Below are 20,628 nucleotides of genomic sequence, written 5' to 3'. Positions count from 1 at the left end.
CGGGGGCGGCGATGGTATCTCTTGTTATCGGTGGCAGCGGCCTCATCGGTCGCGGCCTTTGTGAGCGTTTGTCGAAGAGTGAAATTGGCGTCATCGCGACGACGCGAACTCCGGGTGATCTTCCCGCCCATCCCAGGGTGCGGTGGGAGGTGCTCGATCTGTCTACCTTCGACGATTGGGCGCGGCTGCTGAAGGATGTGGACACGGTCTATCATCTGGCGTGGTCCACCATCCCCTCGATCGCCGCGCATGACCCGGCCCGCGACATTCTTGAGAACGTGGTCGGCACGGTGCGGATGCTGGAAGCCTCGCGGCGCGTTCCCGGCTTGCGCATCGTCTTCGCCTCGTCCGGCGGCAGCGTCTACGGGGCGTCGGAGCGCTTGCCCATCTGCGAGGAGCACCCCACCCGGCCGATGAGCGCCTACGGCGTCTCCAAGCTGATGGTGGAGCACTATATCGACAAGTATCGGGCGCTCTACGGCGTCGATGGCGTGGCGCTGCGTATCAGCAATTGCTACGGCGCCCGCCAGAACGAGAGGAAAGGGCTCGGAGCGGTCACCCTCTTCGCGCGGGCCGGGCTGCGCAACGAGCCTATCAAGCTCTTCGGCAACGGGGAGGTGGTGCGCGACTACGTGCACGTGGACGATGTCGTCGGCGCCCTGGTGGCTGCCGGGGTGCGGCACAATGTGAGCGGACCCATCAACATCGGTGCCGGCAAGGGGCATTCGCTCAATCAGGTGGTGGCGAAGCTGGAGGCCGCTCTCGGCCGTCGCCTTCAGATCGAGCGTGTGGCGGCCCGGGCTTTCGACGTGCGCGCGTCGGTGCTAGATGTTCGGCGGGCTCAGGAGCGGATCGGCTGGCGGCCGACCATCGGTCTCGATCTCGGCATTGAGATGATCCTTTCCAAGTTGCGCGCCGAGATGGATATTGAATGCGGGTCGCCCTTTTTGTCCATTGCTACTACCCGGAGCACTTTTACGGGACGGAAAGCTACACAAGGATCCTAGCGCGAGAGCTGCTTGCGCTCGGCCACGAGCCGGTGATCGTGACGGCGACTTTTCCGGGGGAGCCGGCTCAGGCAAGCCGCATCGAGCGCTACGTGCTCGACGACGTTCCTGTCCTGCGAATCGATCGGAATGTCCGGCCGAACCGCACGCTGCGTGAAACCTATGACCTGCCGGCGCTGCGCGCGCTCCATGCGCGGATCCTGCGTGGCATCCGTCCCGATGTGGTCCATGTCTGTCACCTGCTCAACCATACCACGGCGTTGCTGGACGTGACACGGCGGCTGGGCATCGTCACGGTGGCGACCTTCACGGATTTCTTCGGCTTCTGCTTCAACAACAGGCTCAGCGCCGTGGATGGCAGCCTCTGCTCCGGCCCGGATGCCGTGCGCTCGAACTGCATCGCATGCGCCTATTTTTCCGATCCCCGGACGGGGGCCTCGCTGTTCGGGCGAGCGCTCAGGGCGGCTGCGCCCGGCGTGATCGCGCGGATCCCGCGGCTCGCACCCATGTCCTGGCGCACCAACATCAAGGGTCTCGTGGCGCGGCCGGATCATCTCGCCGCGCGCTATCACACTTATGCGGGAGCCCTGACGCCGACGCGATTCCTGATGGAATCCTATCGGCGTAGCGGCATCGAAGTGCCCCTCGAGCTCAACCGCTTCGGCATCGACATTGATCGCGCGCCGAAGCCGCTCGCCCCCCCTGGACCGATCCGGCTCGGCTTCATCGGTCAGCTCGCCGCCCACAAGGGGCTGCATCTTCTGCTGGCGGCCATGCGGAGGGCGACGCCGGAAGCTTTCTCCCTCGCCGTCTTCGGCGACGAGACCATGGATCCCGCCTATGCGGCAAAGGTGAGGGGCCTCGCGGAGGGGCTCGACGTGTCGTTCCGGGGCACCTTCCCGGTGGAGCGGATCGCCCAGGTGCTCTCCGAGATCGACCTTCTGGTGATTCCCTCCACCTGGGTGGAAAACAGTCCCCTCATCCTGCTGCAGGCCCTCGCGACTCACACGCCCGTGCTGATCGCGGACGTCGAGGGAATGAGCGAATTCGTAGAGGAGGGGCAGAACGGCTTCAGCTTCGCCAAGGGATCGGTGGAGGAGCTCGCCGGCCGGCTGGAGCGGTTCGCCGCCCATCCTGGCCTCGCGCGGGACATGAGCGCCCGGACGCATTATGGACGCACTTCCCAGGATATGGTTAGGGATGTAGTCGCCTTTTATGATCGGAAGCATGCACAGCGATGAATAAAGAGATGGTCGTTGCAGAAAAAGAACCGCGCGGCAGGGACGAGGCGTGCGCCGATGGCGTCGACGGCGATCTGAACGCTTGGCTGGAGCGCAACCTTCCCCGTGGTGGCGTCTGGGCCCCGGAGGGTGAGATCGCGCCGCTGCCGCCCGCCGAGCTGATGCGCGTGACCTCCGGACTCACCGACCCTGCCCATTTCGCGAGCCACGGTGTCGACTTCATGCGGGCGCTGAGCGCACTCAGCCCCGTGCCGCTGCGCGATTTCCGCTCGATCCTCGATTTCGGCGTGGGCGTCGGCCGCCTCGCGCGGATGTTTCACGGCTTTCGCGGCCGTTACGTGGGCATGGATGTGGACCCCAGCAACATCGCATGGGTGGGGAGCCATCTCTCCCATGTGGAGGCGGTGCTGACCGCGCCCCGCATGCCGTTGCCGGCAGCGGATGACAGTTTCGACGCGGTCGTCTCCATATCGGTGTTCAGCCATCTGAGCGAGCGCGATCATCTCTTCTATCTCGGGGAGCTCGCCCGCGTGGCGCGGCCCGGCGCGACCCTGATGCTCTCCATCCACGGCGCGCGGGCGCTGCAGCGGGCCATCGACGAGGCGCCCATCTTCGAGATGCTCGCCATTCCGCGCCAAGTGGTCGATGCCACCGCCGTGGAGCTGTGCCGGGGGCGCGGCTACAGCTTCATCCGTCAGGATTGCCACCTGGACAGCGACGCCTACGACTATGGCATAACGTTCGTGTCCGAAGCCTATGTCCGCCGGGAATGGGCTGGGAGATTCGATGTCGTGGACGTGGCCATCGGGGCGCTGCATGATTTCCAGGACGTCGTGGTGTTGAAGGCGAGGTGACGATGGCCGGGCTGCCCGACGCGCCGCCCATCCGGGTCCTCATCCAGCGCAGCCGCGCTTTCGCGGTGCTGCCTTTCGTGCGTCCCGTGCTCCGCTGGCGCCGGCTCCCGCGCACCTATGGGACCGGGGCGACCGCTTCAGCGCGTTGGTTCGCCCTGCTGCGCTTGACTTTCGCGCTCATGGTGGTTCTGCCCACCGCCGTGGCGGCGCTCTATGCCGGCTTGGTGGCGAGCCCGCTCTACCTGTCGGAAGCCCGCGTCGCGATCCGCGAGGGCCTTTCCGGAAATGCCGATTCGAGCTTCAGCGACGAGGGCATAAAGGGGGCGGTGTCGAGCGCGCTCAGTGGCCTCTCCTCCATTCTCGGCGGTGGAGCAGCGTTCCTCTCCCATGCCCAAGCCCCCTTCCTGCTCACCAATTACGTGGCCAGCCTCGACTACGTGGCGCGCCTGGACCAGGAAGGGTGGATCCGCCCCTTCTTCACCCGCCCGGACATCGATCCGTTCCAGGCGCTGCGCGCTGACGCGAACCTGGAGCAGCTCAGGCGCTACTGGAACCGCCACGTTCGGGCCTCGGTCGACCGTCGCTCGGACATCGTGCTGCTGCGCGTCTGGGCCTTCACCCCAGAGGATGCCCGCACCATCGCGGACCGGATCCTGAAAGATGGCGAGCGGCTCCTCAACGATGTGGTGGTGCAGACCCGCGCTGATGCCGTCCGGCGTGCCAGGGAGCAGTTGGTCAGCGCCCAGCATCGTTTCGCCGAAGCCCTCGCCCACCAGCAGGAATGGCGGGTCCGCCAGCGCGCGGTAGACCCGGTCCAGGCGGCTCAGATGCTGAGCGAGAGCCTACTGCGGCTTGAGCATGAGCGCATCGCCGCCGACCGGGAGGTGCGCGCCCTGACCCGCCTCTCGGCTCCCGACGGACCGACGCTCGTGGTGCTGCGGGATCGATTGCGCGCCCTCAACAGCGAAATCGTCTCCCTCAAGGGCACGATCGCCCAAAGCGGCAGCAAGACGACGGCGGCCTCGGCGCTTACGTCGTTCGAGGAATCCGAGCTTGACGTGAGATTCGCCGAGATGCTGCAGTCCATCGCCGTGGCGGGCCTGCAGGAGGCGGATCGGCGGGCGCGCGGCCAGGCGGCCTTCGTCAACGTTTTCGTCCCCCCGAGCATGTCGACGAACCCCGCGCCCCCCGGCTGGTTCCAGACCAGCCTGTTCGTGTTCGTGCTGTCCGGCATCATCTGGATCAATGCCATGATCCTCGTCGCCGTGATCCGCGACCACCGCCGCTGATGGAAGGAGGTTCCGCCGTGATCATGGTCGGCCAAGAGGTGCGCCGTGCTGTTTAGCATCGACGAGGATGTGGGGACGCGGATCGTGGGTTGGGTCATGCCCGACCATCCTTCCGCCACGCCACGTGTGGCGGTGTTCATGGGTGGCGAGAAGCGCGTGGTGCTGCCCGCGACGGTCTTGCGCCCGCTGCTGCGCGAGCATGGCCTGCACGACACCGGCATCTGCGGCTTTTATATCGACGAGCACCAGATTCCCGACCTCTCCCAGTATCCGGACGTGGAGCTCTATGACGAAGCCACGAATATCAGGATCTACCGGCGCCGCCCCGAAACTGCCAAGGCCGATACCAAGTTGTTTCGGCTGGAGACACGCCTTTTTCCGCAGGCTGGCCTGAATGATCCTTTGCAGAATTTCTTTCATATGACCTTCACGCGCCTCGATCGTGTTCCAGAAGAGGCGGTGCGCTCTATCATTGGTATTGCTTTTTCGTCGTCTATCTTCTGTTCAGGGCGTATTTTCTTTCGCGCCTACGAGCCGCATCTGCGGCATCAGAACTTCAGGTGCTCGGTGCTTGTTCGGGATCCGTTCGAGGAACTGGCGGAAGAGCTGCTGGTGCTGCGCTGGGCGGTGAAGACGCCCAACCTCGCGTTTTCCGTGCTCAACGAGACTCACAAGCCGCTGGTCAACAGCCTTGGCAAGACCAGCCTTGATGAGATGGAGGATCTGGAGACCTGGCTCGGATCGCTGAATTCCAGCGAGCGCCGGCTGCTGGTCAGCCCTGTGGCCCGCCTCCTGACCTGCCGCAGCTCGGACGAGCAGCTCGAAGAGACGGCGGTTGAAGCCGCGCTCCAGACCCTTTCCGAGATGGATGTGGTGGGCCTGTCGAGTGATGTCGAGACCTATTGGGAGACCCTCGGCGCGGTGCTGGACGTCAATCTGCCGCCCCTGCCCGAATACAGCTGGTCGCGGCAGGTCCTGAAGCTGACGGAACTTGTGCGCGAATGGCCCTCGGCCCAGGATCTGCTTGCCGCCGACAGCCAGATCTTCACGGACATTTCCGAGGCGTTCCGGCGCGCTGACGAGGCCACCGAGGAGGCCCCGGTCGAGCCTGCCTGAGGGGAGCCTTTTGTGAATCGCGCACAGGCCACCCTTGGCTCAATGGCTGCGGGCGTAGATGCCTTCGATGCAAAGAGCCACCACGGCCCAGCAGGCGAACAGGGTGGCGAACACTGCCATGGTCTGGGAGAGGGGGTTGGGAAAGTTCTTTTCTGTGAGCATGGTCGGAGACATGAAGGTCAGGATGTAGACCTGCTTCTCCGCCTGCTGGAGCCGCGCGTCGAGCAGCTCGGTCTCTGCTTGCCGCAAGCGCTGCTCGGCGAGGCCGCGACGGACCTCCAGCTCCGCCGAGGCGAGCAGGTTCGAACTCGTCCCGGGCTGCTTGTCCGACCGGCCGAGCAGCTCGGTGTCGAGCGCTTCGATCTTCTCATCGAGCGAGCGCAGGCGCTCCTTGAGCGCGCGCACCACAGGCGAATCTTCCATAAGACGGGCCCGTGCCGTGCTGAGGTCGGTGTTCAGTGCCGCCCGTTGATCGCGCAGCTTGCCGATCATGGCGTAGGAAACGGCTGCGCTGAGCACCGGATTGACTGTGCCCTGGGCGTTGCGGAACGCTTCGACCTCGGTGCGCACCAGCGCGAGGTCGGTGAAGGCGGCGCGCTCCTCGGTTTCCGCCTGGAGCACACGGTCGCCGCGATTGCGAACGGTGAGCTCGTTGGCCACCGCCTCCAGCTGGCGCAGGATGGCGGCGCCGAGGAACGCCGCGCTCTCCGGGCTGAAGGCGTACACGTCGAGCGTGATCACCCCCGAGACGACCTCAAGGCTCGCCTTCACCTGCCGGTTCCAGTAATCGAGCAGCATTTCCTCGCTGGCCCCCTGGGCGAGGCCGAAGACGGGATCGCGCGCCGTGATGCCGAACAGGCGGCGCAGGTCGAGCTGCTTCTGCATGGCGTCGATGATGGCGTGGCTGCGGGTGTACTCCAGCACGAGGCGGGCTTCCTGGTAGTTGGACAGCGCCGGCAGGTTGCCCACCGCGCTGCCGCTGCCGGCCACGTCCTTGAGATTGCCGCGCACCACGAAGCGGGCCTCCGAACGGAACTGGGGAACCGCGACGAAGGCCAGATAGAGAAAGCTCGCGAGCGTCGGCAGAAGAACGCAGAGCCCGAAGGCGACCGCCGCGAGTTGGCGCCGGGTGATGGGTTTCGCGCGCCTGCGGTCGCCGGCATTCGTGCGCCCGTCCGCATGCGGTTGCGGGACGGGACCAGCCCTTCCTGCTGGTGCGGGCGCGGTGGCGGACTGGCGGGCGAAGGCTGGAACGACACGCCGGACGTGCTCCGCCACCGCCGGCAGCACGCCGCGCAGGCGGCCGAAGAGGCCGCTCTGCGGTGCCGCCGCACCTTCCTTCAGGCTCGTCTTCGCGATCTCGCTGGACGCACGCGCCGGGGAGACCATGCCGGCCCTATTGCGCCGCCACAGAGACCGTGCTGACCACGGGCTGGGCGACGGAGTTGAACAGTGAGGTGATCTTCTGCAGGTCCGCCAGAGGCGCATTGGCGACGTAGATCGCATCCTTTTTGCGGATCTGGAAGCTGCGGGCGAGGAACACGAAATTCGGGTCGCGCATGTTCCAGCGGTAGATCACGCGGACATAGCCGTTGCTCTCCAAGGGCTGGGAATCCGGCCGCAGGCGGGCGGCGAAGCGCGCCGGCTCGATGCGCATCAGATAGACGCCGGACGGATCGGCACGGGAATCGATCAGGCCGCCAACGCGGGCCACCGCTTCTTCCAGCGTGATGCCCACCGCATCGAACGGCACGATGGTCGGGTTTCCGGCGGCGCCGAACACGGTGTAGGTCTGCGGATCGCGGATCAGCACGATCTTGTCCAGCGGGCGGACGTAGACGTCCTCCTTCGGATCGTTGAGCAGCGCCTGCATGGGCACGGTCACGGTGGTGCCGCCGCGGCTCAGGCGCACGAACACCTCGTGGGCGGGAATCTTGATGCCGCCGGCGGCGGCGACCACGTCCAGCACCCGGTCGCCCCGCGGGGACAGCGGCACGACCGCGCCGGAGGTGGCTTCGCCGAGTACGGTGGCCGCGTTGCTGACGCTGCGCGTGACCACCACAACCACCTGCGGCTCGATGGCCTTGCCGCTCAGCTTCTCGACCACGGCGGCTTCGATCTGCGCCGTGGTGCGGCCAGCCACCGGGATGCGCCCGGCATAGGGCACGGTGATGGAGCCGTCCTGCGCCACCTGCTGCTCGGGGATGGCGGTGCTGCGCGAGCCGGTGCCGAGCCGGTCGATGATCGGGCCGGAGAACAAGCCGCCGGCCGCCGCTTCCCAGATGGTGACGGAAATGACGTCGCCCACGCCCACCACGTAGCGGGTGGGCGGGCGATAGTCGCCGAAGCGGCCGCCGAAGGTGGCGGGGCGCTCCTGCGCCAGAAGGGACAGCGTGCGGTCGTCCACGTCCACCAGCAGATAGCGCTGGTCGTCGGTGGGCTGCGTCATCTCGATCTCGACGCGGGATGGGCCGGAAGAGGGTAAGGCCGTGCAGCCGCAGGTTGCGGCCGCGATCAGCAGCGATGCGAAAAATTTCTTTGCTGACAACATTGACGCGCTACGGTCCCGCCGCTGGAGGAGCAGGGCTATCATACATCCCCTCGCCATGCACTGCGACCTAGCCACACAACGTTTAAGGGAGCGTTGCGGTACTGCAACACGTCAACGTTGTCCCGCAAAAATGCGCAGTTGGCAGGTGCAGTTGCAAGGTATCGCGGCGCCATCGGTGCCCTCGGCTACCGAACGTAAGGCGGTAACAAGGTAAGTCTGCCATGTCGGAGCATTTGGTCGCAGCAGGGTCTGGCCGCCCGCACCGGCCCCTCGCCATCATCAGCGGGGGGGCGAGTGGCATCGGCCTTTGCGTCGCGGAAATCCTTGGGAACAGAGGTTGCACGGTTGCGATTCTCGGTCGCGATCCGGCGCGACTTGCCCGGGCGCGGTCGAATCTGGAGGCGCAGCGAATCGTCGTGGTCGCCCACACGCTCGACGTGCGCGATTCTGCGGCATGCGCCGCGCTGGCGGACGCCCTCGTCGCGCACCACGGGCCGCCGCTCTGGGTTGTGGCGAGCGCAGGCATCGTCGAGCCGGGCTTCTTCCTGGAGCAGGACGTCGCCGCCACGGGGGCCCAGATGGAAACCAATTTTCTCGGCACCGCGAATCTCGTGCGTGCTGCAGCCCCGTTCATGGTGGCGGCGGGGCAGGGGCACATCGCCATGGTCTCCTCCGCCGCCGGGCTGTTCGGGGTCGCGGGCTATGCCGGCTATTGCGCGTCCAAGTTCGCGGTGCGCGGGTTCGCCGAGGCGCTGCGCATCGAGCTGGCCGCAGCCGGCGTCAGCGTGACGGTCTCTGTGCCATCGGATACGGACACGCCGCAGCTCGCCCAGGAGCGTCCGCGGCGTCCCGCCGCCATCGCGCCGTTTGCCGGCTCCGGCCAGCCGCTCGCGCCGCAGGTGGTGGCGGCGCATCTTGTCCGCACCGCCGAGCGCGGGGGCTTCATTTCCGCACCGACCGCGCAGCTTGCCGCCATCGCGCGCCTGCAGGGCCTCGTTTCCGGCGTTTTCGCGCGGGTGCAGATGCGGCTCCTGCGCCGGAACAAACGTTGAAGTCTCAGCGCCCCAGCGCATCCAGCAGCGGCTGGATGGCGGGTCCGTAGCGCCGCCAGCGGCCGACCGAGGTGGCATAGAGCGGCTCGCGCACCTGGGTGATGCTGGCCGTGCGCACCGGCCGCTCCGTCTCGTGGAATTTCAGGCAGGCCGGGTCCCATGCCTCCCCGCAGGTGGCGATGAGGCGCCGGGCGGAGCCCTCGATGTCGGCCACCACTGCCTCGTAGTCCATGGGCAGGATGGTGCCTTCCGGCAGCACCTCGTCCCAGTGCGCCATCAGCCCGGCATAGGCGGCATGGTGGCGGGCGAGCTCGGCGAAATCGTAGCTGTAGGGCAGGTCGTCGCGGAACAGCTTGGAGAAGCAGGAGATGGCCGTGTCCACCGGATCGCGCCGGCAATGGATGATGACGGCGCGCGGGAACAGGAGGTGGATGAGGCCGAGGTAGAAGTAGTTGTTGAGCATCTTGTCCGCCACCAGCCGCTTGCCGGGCGCGCGGGCGGGGAGGGCGTCGAGATAGGCGGAGGTGATCTCGGCCATCTCCGGCCGCTCGATGAGATGCATCAGCTCGGGATAATGGACCATGCCGCCGAAGGCCTGGTCGATGCGGTTCACCGCGCGGTGGAACAGGTCCATCTCGCCGCCACCCTGAATGGCGGGATGGCTGGCAAGAATCTGCTCCACCAGCGTGCTGCCCGAGCGCGGCATGCCGACGATGAAGATCGGCCGCGCGTCCGCATCCCCCATGCCGGCCCGCTCGGCGAGGAAGGCGGGGGTGAAAATGGCGCGGATGCGGTCGAAGGTGGCCAGCGCGGCGGGCTCGTCATAGGTCAGCTGCGCGCGCTTCAGCCGGGCGCCGGCGATGAACTGGTCCATGGCCTCGGCGTGGCGGCCGAGGTCGTCATAGGCCTTGCCGAGGGCATAATGGAGCGGGATGCGCTCGGCTTCGCCGGTCTCGGCTGAGAGTGCACTTTCCAGCGCTGTCACCATATCCTCGTCCGGCCGCACCTTGCGGGCCGCGACGAGGTTGATGCGGTTGTTGACCGATGCGGGATCGTTCGCCAGCGCCCGCTCGAACAGGGCGCAGGCGCCGCGCAGGTCGCCGGTTTCCATCAGCAGCAGGCCGAGTACGTTCAGCGCGTCGAGATCATCCGGGGCGAGGGCCAGCGCCCGGCGGGCGGCGTCCATCGCCTCGTCGCCGCGCTCCAGATCGCGCAGGATGCGGGCGAGGAGGACCAGCGTCGGCACATGGTGCGGGTTGGCGCGCAGCGCCCGCTGGCAGGCCGAGCGCGCGCCCTCCGCCTTGCGCTCGTTGAGCAGGCCCTGCGCCAGATAGAAGGCCGGCTCCGGCCGCTCGGGCGCCGCCGAAATGGCCAGCGCCAGCACCGCGAAGGCCTCCTCGCTGCGCTCCTGCGCGAACAGGGAGAGGGCGAGGGAATTGTAGGGTTCCACATAGTCCCGCCGCTGGGCGATGGCGGTGTGGAAGGCGGCGTCTGCCTCGCGGAAATCGCCCGTCTCGCGCAGCACGTTGCCGAGGTTGTTCCAGGCTTCCGGATAATGCCCGCGCTGGGCCAGCGCGGCACGGAAGGCGGCGATGGCCTCGCCCGGCAGGCCCTTGGCGCGCAATGCATTGCCGAGGTTGTTGTGGGCCTCGGCGAAGGTGGGGCGCAGGCCGATGGCCCGGCCGTAGCAGGCGAGGGCTTCTTCCAGCGCGCCGGTCTCGAACAATGCGATGCCGAGATTGTTGTGCCCGGCCGCATAGGCGGGATCGGCCGCGACCGCCGCGCGCCCGGCGGCGACGGCGCCGGCCCGGTCACCGGTCTGGCGGCGCATCTCGCACAGGTTGCTGTGGTAGGAGGCCCGGCCGGGATCGGCGTCGGCCGCCCGCGCCATGAAGCTGACGGCCTCTTCCGTGCGCCCAGTTTGCACGAGGATGACGCCGACGAGGTGCGCCGCCTCGCCCAATGCCGCCGCCTCGCCCAGCACGGCGCGCTGGACGATGGCCCGCGCCACCGCCTCCGCACCGCTCAGGTCGCCGGCGCGGTAGAGTTCCCACGCCCGCTCCAGCGTCGGCAGCGGCCCGCCGCGATCCGCGACCATGCTTCAGAACCGCAGCCGAAGCTGTGCGGAGGCCGTGCTGTTGGAATAGCCGTCGCCGAAGCTGCCGCGATATTCGAGGTAGCCGTCGATATTGGCCGTGAGCGCGAAGGAGAGGCCCGCCGCCGCCAGCGCCAGATCGCTCGGCCCGCCCGACAGGATGTTGAAGGCGATGGTGCTGTCGGACAGGAAGGCGGCGCCGAGGCTCGCGCCCGTGTCGAGATATTCGTGCTGCCAGCCCGCCTCCAGCCGCAGCGTCACCGGCAGGGTCGAGAGCGACAGCGGCTGGATGATGCGCAGGCCGAGGGTGGATTGCAGCGACTGGGTGGTGTCGGCGGCGACGTTCAGGTTGAACACGCCGGCCCCGCGCTCGGCGAAGGTGTCGGTGCCCAGCGCCGCATAGGCGAGGCGCAGATAGGGCTCAAGCTTGGCACCGGGTGCATAGGCATAGTCATAGCCCGCCTCGCCCACCACCGCGCCCGCATTGCCCGAAAAGTTCGAGCGTGCGGTGAGGAGGGTGCCGCCGAACGCGATGGAGCGGCTCATGTCGTAGGTCTGGTAGCCGTAGGTGCCGAACAGATTGGCGTAGAAGGCGCCCCACTGCTTTTCCGCATAGAGCGAGGCGGTCCACTGGTCCACCGAGCCCGAGGCGGGCGTGGTGAAGCCGAGATTGGCCGTCTGGTAGCTGAAGACGGCGCCGCCGCGTGCATCGTCGCCGAACGCCCGCTCGATGCCGCCGAGCACGCCGCCGCCGGAGCTGGAGACCGTGCCGTTGCCGGTGTCAGTGCTGCCCCAGTTGCCGAACGGTCGCAGCCACACGCCGTTCTGCGGCGCCGGTGCAGCCGCTGCAAGGGATGTCCAGGGGCTGGAGGCTCCGGACGCGGAACCGGTCGCGGCATAGGCGTTGCCGGAGAGGTTCACCTCGCCCGCGCCATAGGAGAGGAGCGCGCTGCCGCCGCTGGGCAGGGCGCCTGTGCCGCGGGTGGCGGCGAGCTGCTGGCTGATCTGCCCGTTGATGGTGCCGAAGGTCGCCATGCCGGCCGTCTTCGCATCGGCCAGAGGTGCGCCGGACATCTGGTTGAGGAGGTTCGCCACCTGCCCGTCGGTGCCGACATAGAAGCTGTCCAGCACCGGGCTCAGCGGCGAGGAGAGCGAGAGCCGCTGGTAGTTGAGATCGATGCCCGCCGCCAGCGAGCGACCCGCGAGGGAGAGGCCGGCGAGGGAGGTGGTGGCGTTGCGGGTGAGCACCAGCGTCGCCCCGTCCGCATCATAGGTGACGGCGGCGGAGAGCAGGCTGTTGGGGGTGGTCACGTCGGCGAAGGAGCCGGAGATGTCGGACGAAGAGACGAGATCGTAGCTCGTGGTCTTCGCGCGGATCCCGGTCGCCCCAAGCACGGCCACCGTGCCGTCGAGCTCCGCGTTCGTCGCGACGATGGGCGCGGCGGTCCATTGCGGGGAGAGATAGACGCCCAGTGTGCCGCCGGCGGCCTGGGTGTAGGACTTGGCTTCGATGGCGCTGTCGGCGGTGAGGATCAGCGTGCCCTGATCCTTCACGGCGAAGGTCCCGATGCCCACCGCCGTGCCGATGAAGGCGAGGCTCACCGGCGTGCCGTCGCCGCCGACGTTGACGCTCGCGAGGCTCTCCAGCGTGCCCGAATAGGCGAAGCTCGTGTCCGCCCCGGCCAGCACCGTGAGGCTGCCGAGCCCGCCGCCGAGCACGTCGCCGTTTAGCGTGCCGCCGCTCCAGGTGATGGCGTCGGCATAGGTGGAGGAGAGCGCAAGGTCGCCGAAAACAGTTCCATCCTGCAGCAGGACGCGGGTGGCGGAGCCCTCGCCGGTCAGGTCGATGGCGATGCCGGCGTTGTTGCCCTCGATGGCGTAGATGCCGCCGCGATTGGTGAGCGTGCCGATGTTGCTGCCGCCCGCCACCTTGATGGCGGTGGCGCTGCCCGTGGCGCCGGTGGTGGCGGTGATGCCGCCCGTATTCACGAGGCCGCCGGTGAGCGTCACCGCACCGGCGGTGGCGAGGGCGGTGTCCACCTTGAGGGTATCGAGGGTGGTCACCTGCGCCGCGCCCAGGGCCATGCCGTCGATCGTGGAGCCGATGCCGATGCCGATGGCGGTGGCGTCGGTGCCCGTCGCCTGTGCGGCGATGGCGCCGGTGTTGGCGAGCGCGCCCCCCACCGTGCCGGAGGCGATCTGGAGGCCCACGGCGACGGCCTTCGCGCTGGTGCTGGCCCCCGTGGCGCCGGCCGATGCGGTGGCGACCACGATGCCGGAATTGATGATGCTGCCGCCGACGCCGCCGGTGGCATCGAGGGCAAGGCCATAGGCGAAGGCGGAGGCATCCGCCGTGCCGCCGCTGGCGGTGGCGTTCGCGGTGGCGCTGCCGCCGATGGTGCCCGTATTGACGAGATCGCCGCCGATGCCCGCGCCGGCCGCGGTGAAGAGGCCGAAGGCGGAGGAGACGGCCGTCGCGTCCTTGGAAACCGTGCCGCCCTTGCCCGATGCCGTGACATTGGACAGCGCGGTCGCGCCGATGATGGAGGTGTTGGTGACGTCGCCGGAGATCTTCTGCGTGCCCGACAGCATGACGCCCATCGCCAGCGCCGAGCCGACGCCGTGGGCGGATGTCTTCACCTCTCCGGTGCCGCTGGAGACGGCGGAGACGGTGGTGGTGGCGCTCGCCTGGGAAAGCACCGTCGCGCTGTTGGAAAATCCTGCCAGTCCGTCCGTCGACGCGACGATGCCGCTGGCGAGCACGATGCCCGTGGCGTCCGCCTTCGCCTCGGCCTCGCCACTTCCCGCCGTCGTGCTCGCGACTGCGCCGAATGTGCCGGAAGCGACGGCGGTGATGGCGCCGGAATTCACCAGCGATCCGCTGACCTGGCCGGGCAAGGCGAGGATGCCCATGGCCAGCGACAGCCCGTCCGCGACGGAAGTGGCCTGCGCGCTCGCGCCGGCGGCCGAGCTGACGGTGGTGATGGTGAGCGCCTGATCGACCGAGATCACGCCGGAATTGGTGAGGTTGCCGGCAAGCCCGTCGAGGCTCGCATAGATGCCGTAGCTGGCGGCAATGGCGCCGTCGAGCCCGGGTACGGTGCTGAGCGCCGTGGACTGGCTGAGCGCCGAGGCCACCGCTGCGCCGTCGGAGGAACTTGCGTTCGCCGCGGCGACGTTGGTCAGCGCCACGGCGGAGGCGAGGGCGATGGTGCCGGAATTGGTGATGCCCGTGGTCGCGACTGTGCCGGTGGAGGGGCCGCCCGCCACCTCGGTGATGTTGAGGCCGAAGCTGTTGAAGGAGGAGACGCCGGAGCTTGCCGTCGCCGTCGCCGTCTTGCTGCCGCCGCCCGCGGTGGCGGAGAGGTTGGAGGCATAGGTGGAGGAGACGTCGATGACGCCGGAGTTTGTCACCTCGGCCACGTTCGGCGCGCTGATATAGACGCCCGCGGCGGAATTGGTGGCGAAGAGCAGGGCGCCGGACAGGAAGTTCGCGCCGGCGCTGTAGGTGACGTTGGCTTCCGCCTCCCGCTCCGACAAAGCGAGGCCGGACTGCGAGCCGGTGGCTTTCGAGGTCAGCTTGATGATGCCCGAATTGCGCACCGTGGCGCTGTAGTCGCTGGCGGCGTATCCGCTGGCGACCACGCTGATGCCGGCGAGGTGGGTGTAGAGATAGCCGCTCGCCGCCACCTCGGCCTTCTTCTTCGTCGGCGCTCCGTCGGAACTGGCTGTCGACTGGCTCTGGAGCGAGGCCGTGGCCGAGAGGTTCACCACGCCGCTGTTCACGATGGGGCCGGTGAGGGTGTCGACGGCCACATTGATGCCGGTGAGGGCGACGGCCGCGAAATTCTGCTGCGCGACGCGGGTCTTGTCGAGTGCGGAGGCGGACGCGCTCGTGGTGGTGTCGGCCACGCCGGTCACGTCGATGCTGCCGCTGTTGGTAAGGTCGCCCAGGCTGCCGTTGGCGAAGGAGACGCCATAGGCCGTCACCGAGCCGCCCACCGAGCCCATTTCCGGGTTGGTCTGCGGGGTCTTGGGATCATTGTAGTTGAGAAGGGCCGCGGTGTTGTAGGCGGCGACGCTCGCCTTCGAGACGCTCAGCGCCGAGCCTTCGACGGTAATGGTGCCGGTGTTCTGAAAGCTCGTGATCTGCGCCTCGGTGGTGCTGATCCCCGAGGCGAGTACGACCGCGCTCGATTCCACCAGCCGCGCCGGGTGGATGTTCAGGGTGGTGGCGACCGTGAAGTTGGTGGTGTGGGTGATGGAGGCCACCACATCGATGATGCCGGAGTTCGCCAGCGTGGCACCCGAGACGCCGGGCGGCATGTTGGCGCCGAGCTGGCTCATCTGGACGCCGATGGCGCGGGCGGTGGCGGCCGCCAGCAGCCAGGCAGCCGAGGATGTCACCAGTTTCTCGGTGATGGCCCCGCGCGCCCGGACGGATATGGTTCCGGCGTTGTCGATGCTGTTTGCCGCGGCGCTGCTCACCGACAACACCCCGATCGCCGAGACGTTCGTGGTGAGCGTCATCGAGCTATTGCCGGCGACCGGGCTGTAGACGGCGGTGACCTCGTTGGAGATGTCGAGAACGCCGCTGTTGGTGTTAACGATGCCGCCGGCGAAATACGTCGCGACGTGAATGCCTTGGGCATATTCGTTGACGGCGACGTCGCCGTTACCGATGACCGGAGCGGCATTGATGATGCGGTTCGCCTGGATGCTGCCGCTGTTCTCGATGCTGCCGGACAGCGGGGTGGGCGAGGGAGCCGGGTAAATCAGGATGCCCTTGGTTTCGGCACTGGTGCTGGGCTGGGTGCTGCCAGCGGCGACGCTCAGCTTGGTGAGGGATTGCGTGACGCTGATGGTACCGGCATTGAGGATGCCGTTCGTCAGCGAGGGGGCGTCCACGGTCAGCGCGAAGGACGAATTCTTCGCTGTCTCGGAATAGACGATGCCGCCCTGGTTGATGACGCTGCCGAAGGGCGCGCCGGGCGTCGAGGTGCTCACCACCACCGGGGCGGCCACCACCGTGCCCGAGGGGATCACATAGTCACCGGCACGGGCCACCGGGCCGGCCAGCGCGAGCGCCAGCAGAGAGGTCGAGGCGAGCAGGCTGGTCGCAAGCAGGCGGGACATGCGCACCTCTCCCGGAACGGCGGGGCAGCTTTGGTTGCAGGACGGACGAGTGAAAACCTTGCGGAAGTTACCTCCCGATTCGGCCCCAGCGCAACGCTTAGCTGGCGGTTGTCAGCCACCATTCCGAAGCGTTCGCCGCCTTGGTTAAGGTGTTGCAGTGCACACGGGAAATGCTGCTGCCGCGCACTTGATCGCCCCCCGCCGCACGGCGAGACTGGGACGTCGCCGCCGGGGCGGCCGGGCTCCCGTTTCATGCGTCTCCTGCTGGTCGAGGACAATCACGAGCTTGCCGACTGGCTCGCCAAGATTCTGCGGCGGGACAATTTCGTCGTGGACGTGCTCAATGACGGGGAGGCGGCGGATCAGGCGCTGGCGCTGGAGACCTACGATCTCGTCATCCTCGACCTCGGCCTGCCCGGCATGGGCGGGATGCAGCTTCTGAAGCGCCTGCGCAGCCGGGCGAATGCGGTGCCGGTCATCATCCTCACCGCCAATGCCAGCCTCGACGGGCGTGTGGCCGGGCTGGATGAAGGGGCGGACGATTATCTCGCGAAGCCCTTCGACATTGCCGAGCTGGAAGCGCGCATCCGCGTGCAGCTGCGCCGCTCGGCGCGCCGGCCGGACCCGCTCATCACCTGCGGCACGCTCGCCTTCGACACCAACACCCGCCTGTTCCGCCTCGGCCCCGAGCCTCTGGCGCTGACCCCGCGCGAGCATGCGGTGCTGGAGGCGCTGCTCATCAAGGCCGGGCAGACGGTGAGCAAGGCGCAGCTTTCGCAGAGCATCTTCGGCCTCGACGATCTCGCCGACCCCAGCGCCATCGAGATCTATGTCCACCGCCTGCGCAAGAAGCTGGAGGGGGCCGACGTGCGGATCGTGACCCTGCGCGGGCTCGGCTATCTGTTGCAGCATGCGCATGGATAGCCTGCGCCTCCAGCTCCTGCGCTGGCTGCTGCTGCCGCTGGCGGGGCTCGTGGCGGTGAACGTCTTCACCAGCTGGCGGCAGGCGAGCGCCACCGCCGATCTGGTCACCGACCGCACCCTCGATGCCTCGGTGCGGGCCATCGCCGAGGATGTGCGCATCGACCGGGGCGTCATCGACGCCATCGTGCCGCCCGTGGCGCTGGAGATGTTCGACACGGGGCATCGCGACCGGGTGTTCTACCGGGTGGACACATCGGCCGGGCGCCTGCTCACCGGCTATCCCGACCTGCCTCTGCCCGAGCCGCTGCCGAAGGCGAGCGCGCCGGTGCATTTCACCGGCAGCTATCGCGGCAGCGACCTCAGGCTCGCGGCCCTGTCCTATCCTTTGGTGGGCGCCACCGACGGGGCGCGGGTGACTGTCGTGGTGGGCGTCACCCTCGCCGGACATGCGGCCATGGTGCGGGAATTGTGGGTGGGCAATTTCGGCCAGCAGCTCATCCTGCTGGTGGCGGCTGGCGTGCTGGTCATCATCGGCCTCGGGCGGGGGCTGGCGCCGCTGATGCGCCTGCGCGAGGCGGTGATGGAGAAGGGGCGGGACGATCTCTCCCCCCTTCCGGACCATGCCGTGCAGAGCGAGCTGCGCCCGCTGGTGGCCGCGCTCAACACCTATATGGGCCGCGTCGCCGGGCAGATGGCGGCGCAGCGCCGCTTCGTCGCCAATGCTGCGCACCAGCTGCGCACGCCGCTGGCGCTGCTCTCCACGCAGGTGGCCTTCGCCCGCCGAACCGGGGAGGCGGCCGAGCGCGCCGAGGCTTTGGCGGGCGCCGAGGAGAGCACCCGCCGCCTCGCCCGCCTCGCCGCCCAGCTGCTCACCTTGTCCCGCGCCGAGCCGGGCAGCCGCCGCCCGCGCGACGAGGACATCGACCTCGCCCAGTCCGCCCGGCAGGTGCTGGAGGGGCTCGCCCATCTCGCGGTGGAACGGGACATCGACCTCGGCCTCGACGTGAACGCCCCCGCCGTCACGCGCGGCGATGGCGCCATGATGCGCGAGGCGGTGGTGAACCTCGTGGAGAACGCTTTGCGCTACACGCCCAGGGGCGGCACCGTCACCGTTACTGTGGAGGGGACGGCGGACGAGGCTGTACTGGTGGTGGAGGATTCCGGGCCGGGCATTCCGCCCGAGGAGCGCGACAAGGCGTTCGAGCGCTTCTACCGGGTGCCGGGCACGCCGGGCGAGGGCTCCGGCATCGGCCTCTCCATCGTGCGCGAGGTGGTGGACGGCGCGGGCGGCAGGCTCTTGCTCGGCACGGCGGCGGCCGGCGGGCTTAGGGTGGAGATGCGGCTGCCGGCGGCCTAACCGCCCTCGCACCCCGGACGCATGCAGCATCAGCGGAATGCGAGCCGGGGCCCAGCGCGAAAGACCGCCGAAGGCGCTTCTTGCCCTTGGCATCCTAGGGCATTGCCCCGCTGCGCGGGAGTCTTGCGCGGGACCCCGGATCAGCGCTCCGGCAGCGCCGTCGCTTGTCCGGGGAACGCAAACGGCAACGGCCCCGGAGGTTTGTCCGGGGCCGTCGTGCGTGAGGGGTCAAGCCCTCAGTTCTGCTCGCTGTAGGGCACCGGGCGCCACTTCACGAGGTGGTTCTCCACCAGCGTGATGAGGAATTCCATCACCAGCGCTACCACCGCGAGGATGATCATGGCCGCGAACACGCCGTTGGCGTTGAACGCGCCCTGCGCGGTGGCGATCAGGAGACCCACGCCCTGCTTGGCGCCGAGGAATTCGCCCACCACCGCGCCCACCAGCGCGAAGCCGAAGGAGACGTGGAGCGAGGCCAGGATCCAGCTCATGGCCGAGGGGATGATGACCGAAGTGGTGATCTGGAAGGGCGAGGCGCCGAGGATCTGGGCGTTGGCGATCATGGCACGGTCGGCCTCGCGCACGCCCTGGAAGGCATTGGCGAACACCACGAAGAACACCATCACCACCGCCAGCGCCACCTTGGACGCCATGCCGAGGCCCAGCGCGATGATGAAGATGGAGCCGAGCACCACGCGCGGGATGGAATTGGCGATCTTGATGTAGATGGAGAACACGTCCGCCAGCAGCTTGTTGCGGCCCAGCACGATGCCGCACACGATGCCGCCCACGGCGCCGATGAAGAAGCCGAGGATGGTTTCCTCCAGCGTCACCAGGATCTGCACCCAGAGCGGGCCCTGCGAGGTGCCTTCCGTCATCCACACCCAGATCTGCTCGGCGATGCCGGAGGGGCTGGCGAAGAAGAACGGGTCGATGAAGCCGGTGAGGGCGCCGATTTCCCAGATGCCGAGCACGGCGACGAGGATGGCGATGCGAAGCGAGATGACGAGGGCACGGCGGGCCTTCAGCCGGGCGCGGGCCTTGGCCTCGATCTCGGCTTCGGTGGGCACCGCGCGATGGGCGGCGAAGGGGGCGGAAGCGGCGTCTGCCTGCATGGTCATTGGTCGTTCCTCCCGTTCAGTGGCCGGTATCGAGGGTGCGCTGCTGGCCGATCTGCACTTCCTCGCGCAGATCATCCCAGATGGTGCGGCAGCGCTCGACGAAGGCTGCGTCGTAGCGGATTTCCGCCATCACCCGCGGGCGCGGCAGGTCGATGGTGTAGACGCTCTTCACCGTGGCCGGGCCGGCGGTGAGCACATACACCTTGTCGGCGAGCGCGACGGCCTCTTCGAGGTCATGGGTCACAAACACCACGGATGCGCCGGAGCCGGACCACAGGCTGAGCAACTCATCCTGCATGTTGGTGCGGGTCTGCACGTCGAGGGCCGAGAAGGGCTCGTCCATGAGCAGGATCTTCGGCTCGTTGATGAAGGTCTGCGCCAGCGCCACGCGCTTCCTCATGCCACCGGAAAGCTGGTGCGGATAATGGCTCTCGAAGCGGGCGAGGCCTACGCGGGCGATCCAGTCGCGCGCCTTATCGTAAGCGACGGACTTGGGCAGGCCGCGATAGAGCGGGCCGGCGGCCACGTTGTCGAGCACCGAGCGCCAGGGGAACAGCGCATCCGCCTGGAACACGAAGCCCACGTCCTTGTGGATGCCGTTGACCGGCTGGCCCATCACCCGCACCTCGCCGGCGCTGGGCTTGGCGAGGCCGGTGACGAGGTTGAGCGTGGTGGACTTGCCGCAGCCGGTGGGGCCGACCACGCAGGCGAACTCGCCGCGGTCCACGCTCATGTTGAAGTCCCGCAGCGCCGTCATGGACTTGCCGTCGGGCGTCAGGAACCGGCGGGTGACGTTGTCGAGCTCGATGGCCGGGCCGAGGCCGGCGGCGGCCATCGCGCCGGGGATCACCGCCGGGCGGGCGGGATCGAGGGTCTGAAGGGACA

The 20,628-nt window shown here is 68.2% G+C and carries 14 protein-coding genes; 8 read left to right on the top strand and 6 right to left on the bottom strand.

Going from position 1 to position 20,628, the window contains the following annotated elements; translation table 11 throughout:
* Nucleotides 1–11 precede the first annotated feature (11 nt).
* The 5 genes from EJ105_RS09260 to EJ105_RS09240 are packed head-to-tail and all read left to right on the top strand — an operon-like array spanning nucleotide 12 to nucleotide 5,507.
* Nucleotides 12–1,007, top strand: coding sequence for an NAD-dependent epimerase/dehydratase family protein (locus tag EJ105_RS09260; RefSeq protein ID WP_250166086.1), 996 nt, complete (start codon nucleotides 12–14; stop codon nucleotides 1,005–1,007).
* Nucleotides 932–2,248 carry a glycosyltransferase family 4 protein gene (locus EJ105_RS09255; RefSeq protein ID WP_250166085.1) on the top strand — a complete coding sequence of 439 codons (1,317 nt, stop codon included), beginning with the start codon at nucleotides 932–934 and terminating at the stop codon, nucleotides 2,246–2,248. Before EJ105_RS09260 ends, EJ105_RS09255 begins: the two co-directional genes overlap by 76 nt.
* Before the next feature lie 8 nt (nucleotides 2,249–2,256).
* Nucleotides 2,257–3,102: a class I SAM-dependent methyltransferase gene (locus EJ105_RS09250; RefSeq protein ID WP_250166084.1), complete on the top strand. Its 846-nt coding sequence runs from the start codon at nucleotides 2,257–2,259 to the stop codon at nucleotides 3,100–3,102.
* A gap of 2 nt (nucleotides 3,103–3,104) precedes the next feature.
* On the top strand, nucleotides 3,105–4,391 hold the full coding sequence (locus EJ105_RS09245) for a KpsE/RkpR family capsule polysaccharide export protein (protein ID WP_250166083.1): 1,287 nt from the start codon (nucleotides 3,105–3,107) through the stop codon (nucleotides 4,389–4,391).
* A gap of 45 nt (nucleotides 4,392–4,436) precedes the next feature.
* Complete coding sequence (locus tag EJ105_RS09240; RefSeq protein WP_250166082.1) at nucleotides 4,437–5,507, top strand: hypothetical protein; 1,071 nt, start codon at nucleotides 4,437–4,439, stop codon at nucleotides 5,505–5,507.
* A gap of 39 nt (nucleotides 5,508–5,546) precedes the next feature.
* Here the strand turns inward: EJ105_RS09240 and EJ105_RS09235 are convergent, their stop codons facing one another.
* Complete coding sequence (locus EJ105_RS09235) at nucleotides 5,547–6,896, bottom strand: KpsE/RkpR family capsule polysaccharide export protein (RefSeq protein WP_250166081.1); 1,350 nt, start codon at nucleotides 6,894–6,896, stop codon at nucleotides 5,547–5,549.
* 7 nt (nucleotides 6,897–6,903) lie between these two features.
* Entirely contained in the window at nucleotides 6,904–7,956 is a 1,053-nt protein-coding gene (locus EJ105_RS09230) for a polysaccharide biosynthesis/export family protein (RefSeq protein WP_250166080.1), read from the bottom strand.
* A 323-nt stretch (nucleotides 7,957–8,279) separates the two neighbouring features.
* On the opposite strand from EJ105_RS09230, the gene EJ105_RS09225 reads away from it, so the two are divergent.
* Nucleotides 8,280–9,110, top strand: coding sequence for an SDR family NAD(P)-dependent oxidoreductase (locus EJ105_RS09225; RefSeq protein ID WP_250166079.1), 831 nt, complete (start codon nucleotides 8,280–8,282; stop codon nucleotides 9,108–9,110).
* Nucleotides 9,111–9,114: 4 nt separating this feature from the next.
* Here EJ105_RS09225 and EJ105_RS09220 read toward each other — a convergent pair whose 3' ends face one another.
* Entirely contained in the window at nucleotides 9,115–11,208 is a 2,094-nt protein-coding gene (locus tag EJ105_RS09220; RefSeq protein ID WP_250166078.1) for a tetratricopeptide repeat-containing sulfotransferase family protein, read from the bottom strand.
* Nucleotides 11,209–11,211: 3 nt separating this feature from the next.
* A complete protein-coding gene (locus EJ105_RS09215; protein WP_250166077.1) occupies nucleotides 11,212–16,341 on the bottom strand; it encodes an autotransporter outer membrane beta-barrel domain-containing protein in 5,130 nt (1,709 codons plus the stop codon).
* A 252-nt stretch (nucleotides 16,342–16,593) separates the two neighbouring features.
* Between EJ105_RS09215 and EJ105_RS09210 the strand changes: the two genes are divergently transcribed.
* On the top strand, nucleotides 16,594–17,265 hold the full coding sequence (locus EJ105_RS09210) for a response regulator (RefSeq protein ID WP_168456713.1): 672 nt from the start codon (nucleotides 16,594–16,596) through the stop codon (nucleotides 17,263–17,265).
* Complete coding sequence (locus EJ105_RS09205) at nucleotides 17,252–18,622, top strand: sensor histidine kinase (RefSeq protein ID WP_250166076.1); 1,371 nt, start codon at nucleotides 17,252–17,254, stop codon at nucleotides 18,620–18,622. The genes EJ105_RS09210 and EJ105_RS09205 overlap by 14 nt, the downstream gene beginning before the upstream one ends.
* 236 nt (nucleotides 18,623–18,858) lie before the next feature.
* On the opposite strand, the gene EJ105_RS09200 is transcribed toward EJ105_RS09205, so the two are convergent.
* Together EJ105_RS09200 and EJ105_RS09195 are read right to left on the bottom strand one after the other, a co-directional pair.
* The gene (locus EJ105_RS09200; RefSeq protein ID WP_394041801.1) at nucleotides 18,859–19,743 is read right to left on the bottom strand and encodes an ABC transporter permease; all 885 of its coding nucleotides are present in this window, start codon (nucleotides 19,741–19,743) and stop codon (nucleotides 18,859–18,861) included.
* 16 nt (nucleotides 19,744–19,759) lie between these two features.
* Nucleotides 19,760–20,578 carry an ABC transporter ATP-binding protein gene (locus tag EJ105_RS09195; protein ID WP_250166157.1) on the bottom strand — a complete coding sequence of 273 codons (819 nt, stop codon included), beginning with the start codon at nucleotides 20,576–20,578 and terminating at the stop codon, nucleotides 19,760–19,762.
* Nucleotides 20,579–20,628 lie beyond the last annotated feature (50 nt).

It is taken from the genome of Xanthobacter aminoxidans, assembly GCF_023571765.1.
Taxonomy (GTDB): Bacteria; Pseudomonadota; Alphaproteobacteria; order Rhizobiales; family Xanthobacteraceae; genus Xanthobacter; species Xanthobacter aminoxidans.
This window is presented reverse-complemented; position numbering and strand designations above follow the sequence as displayed.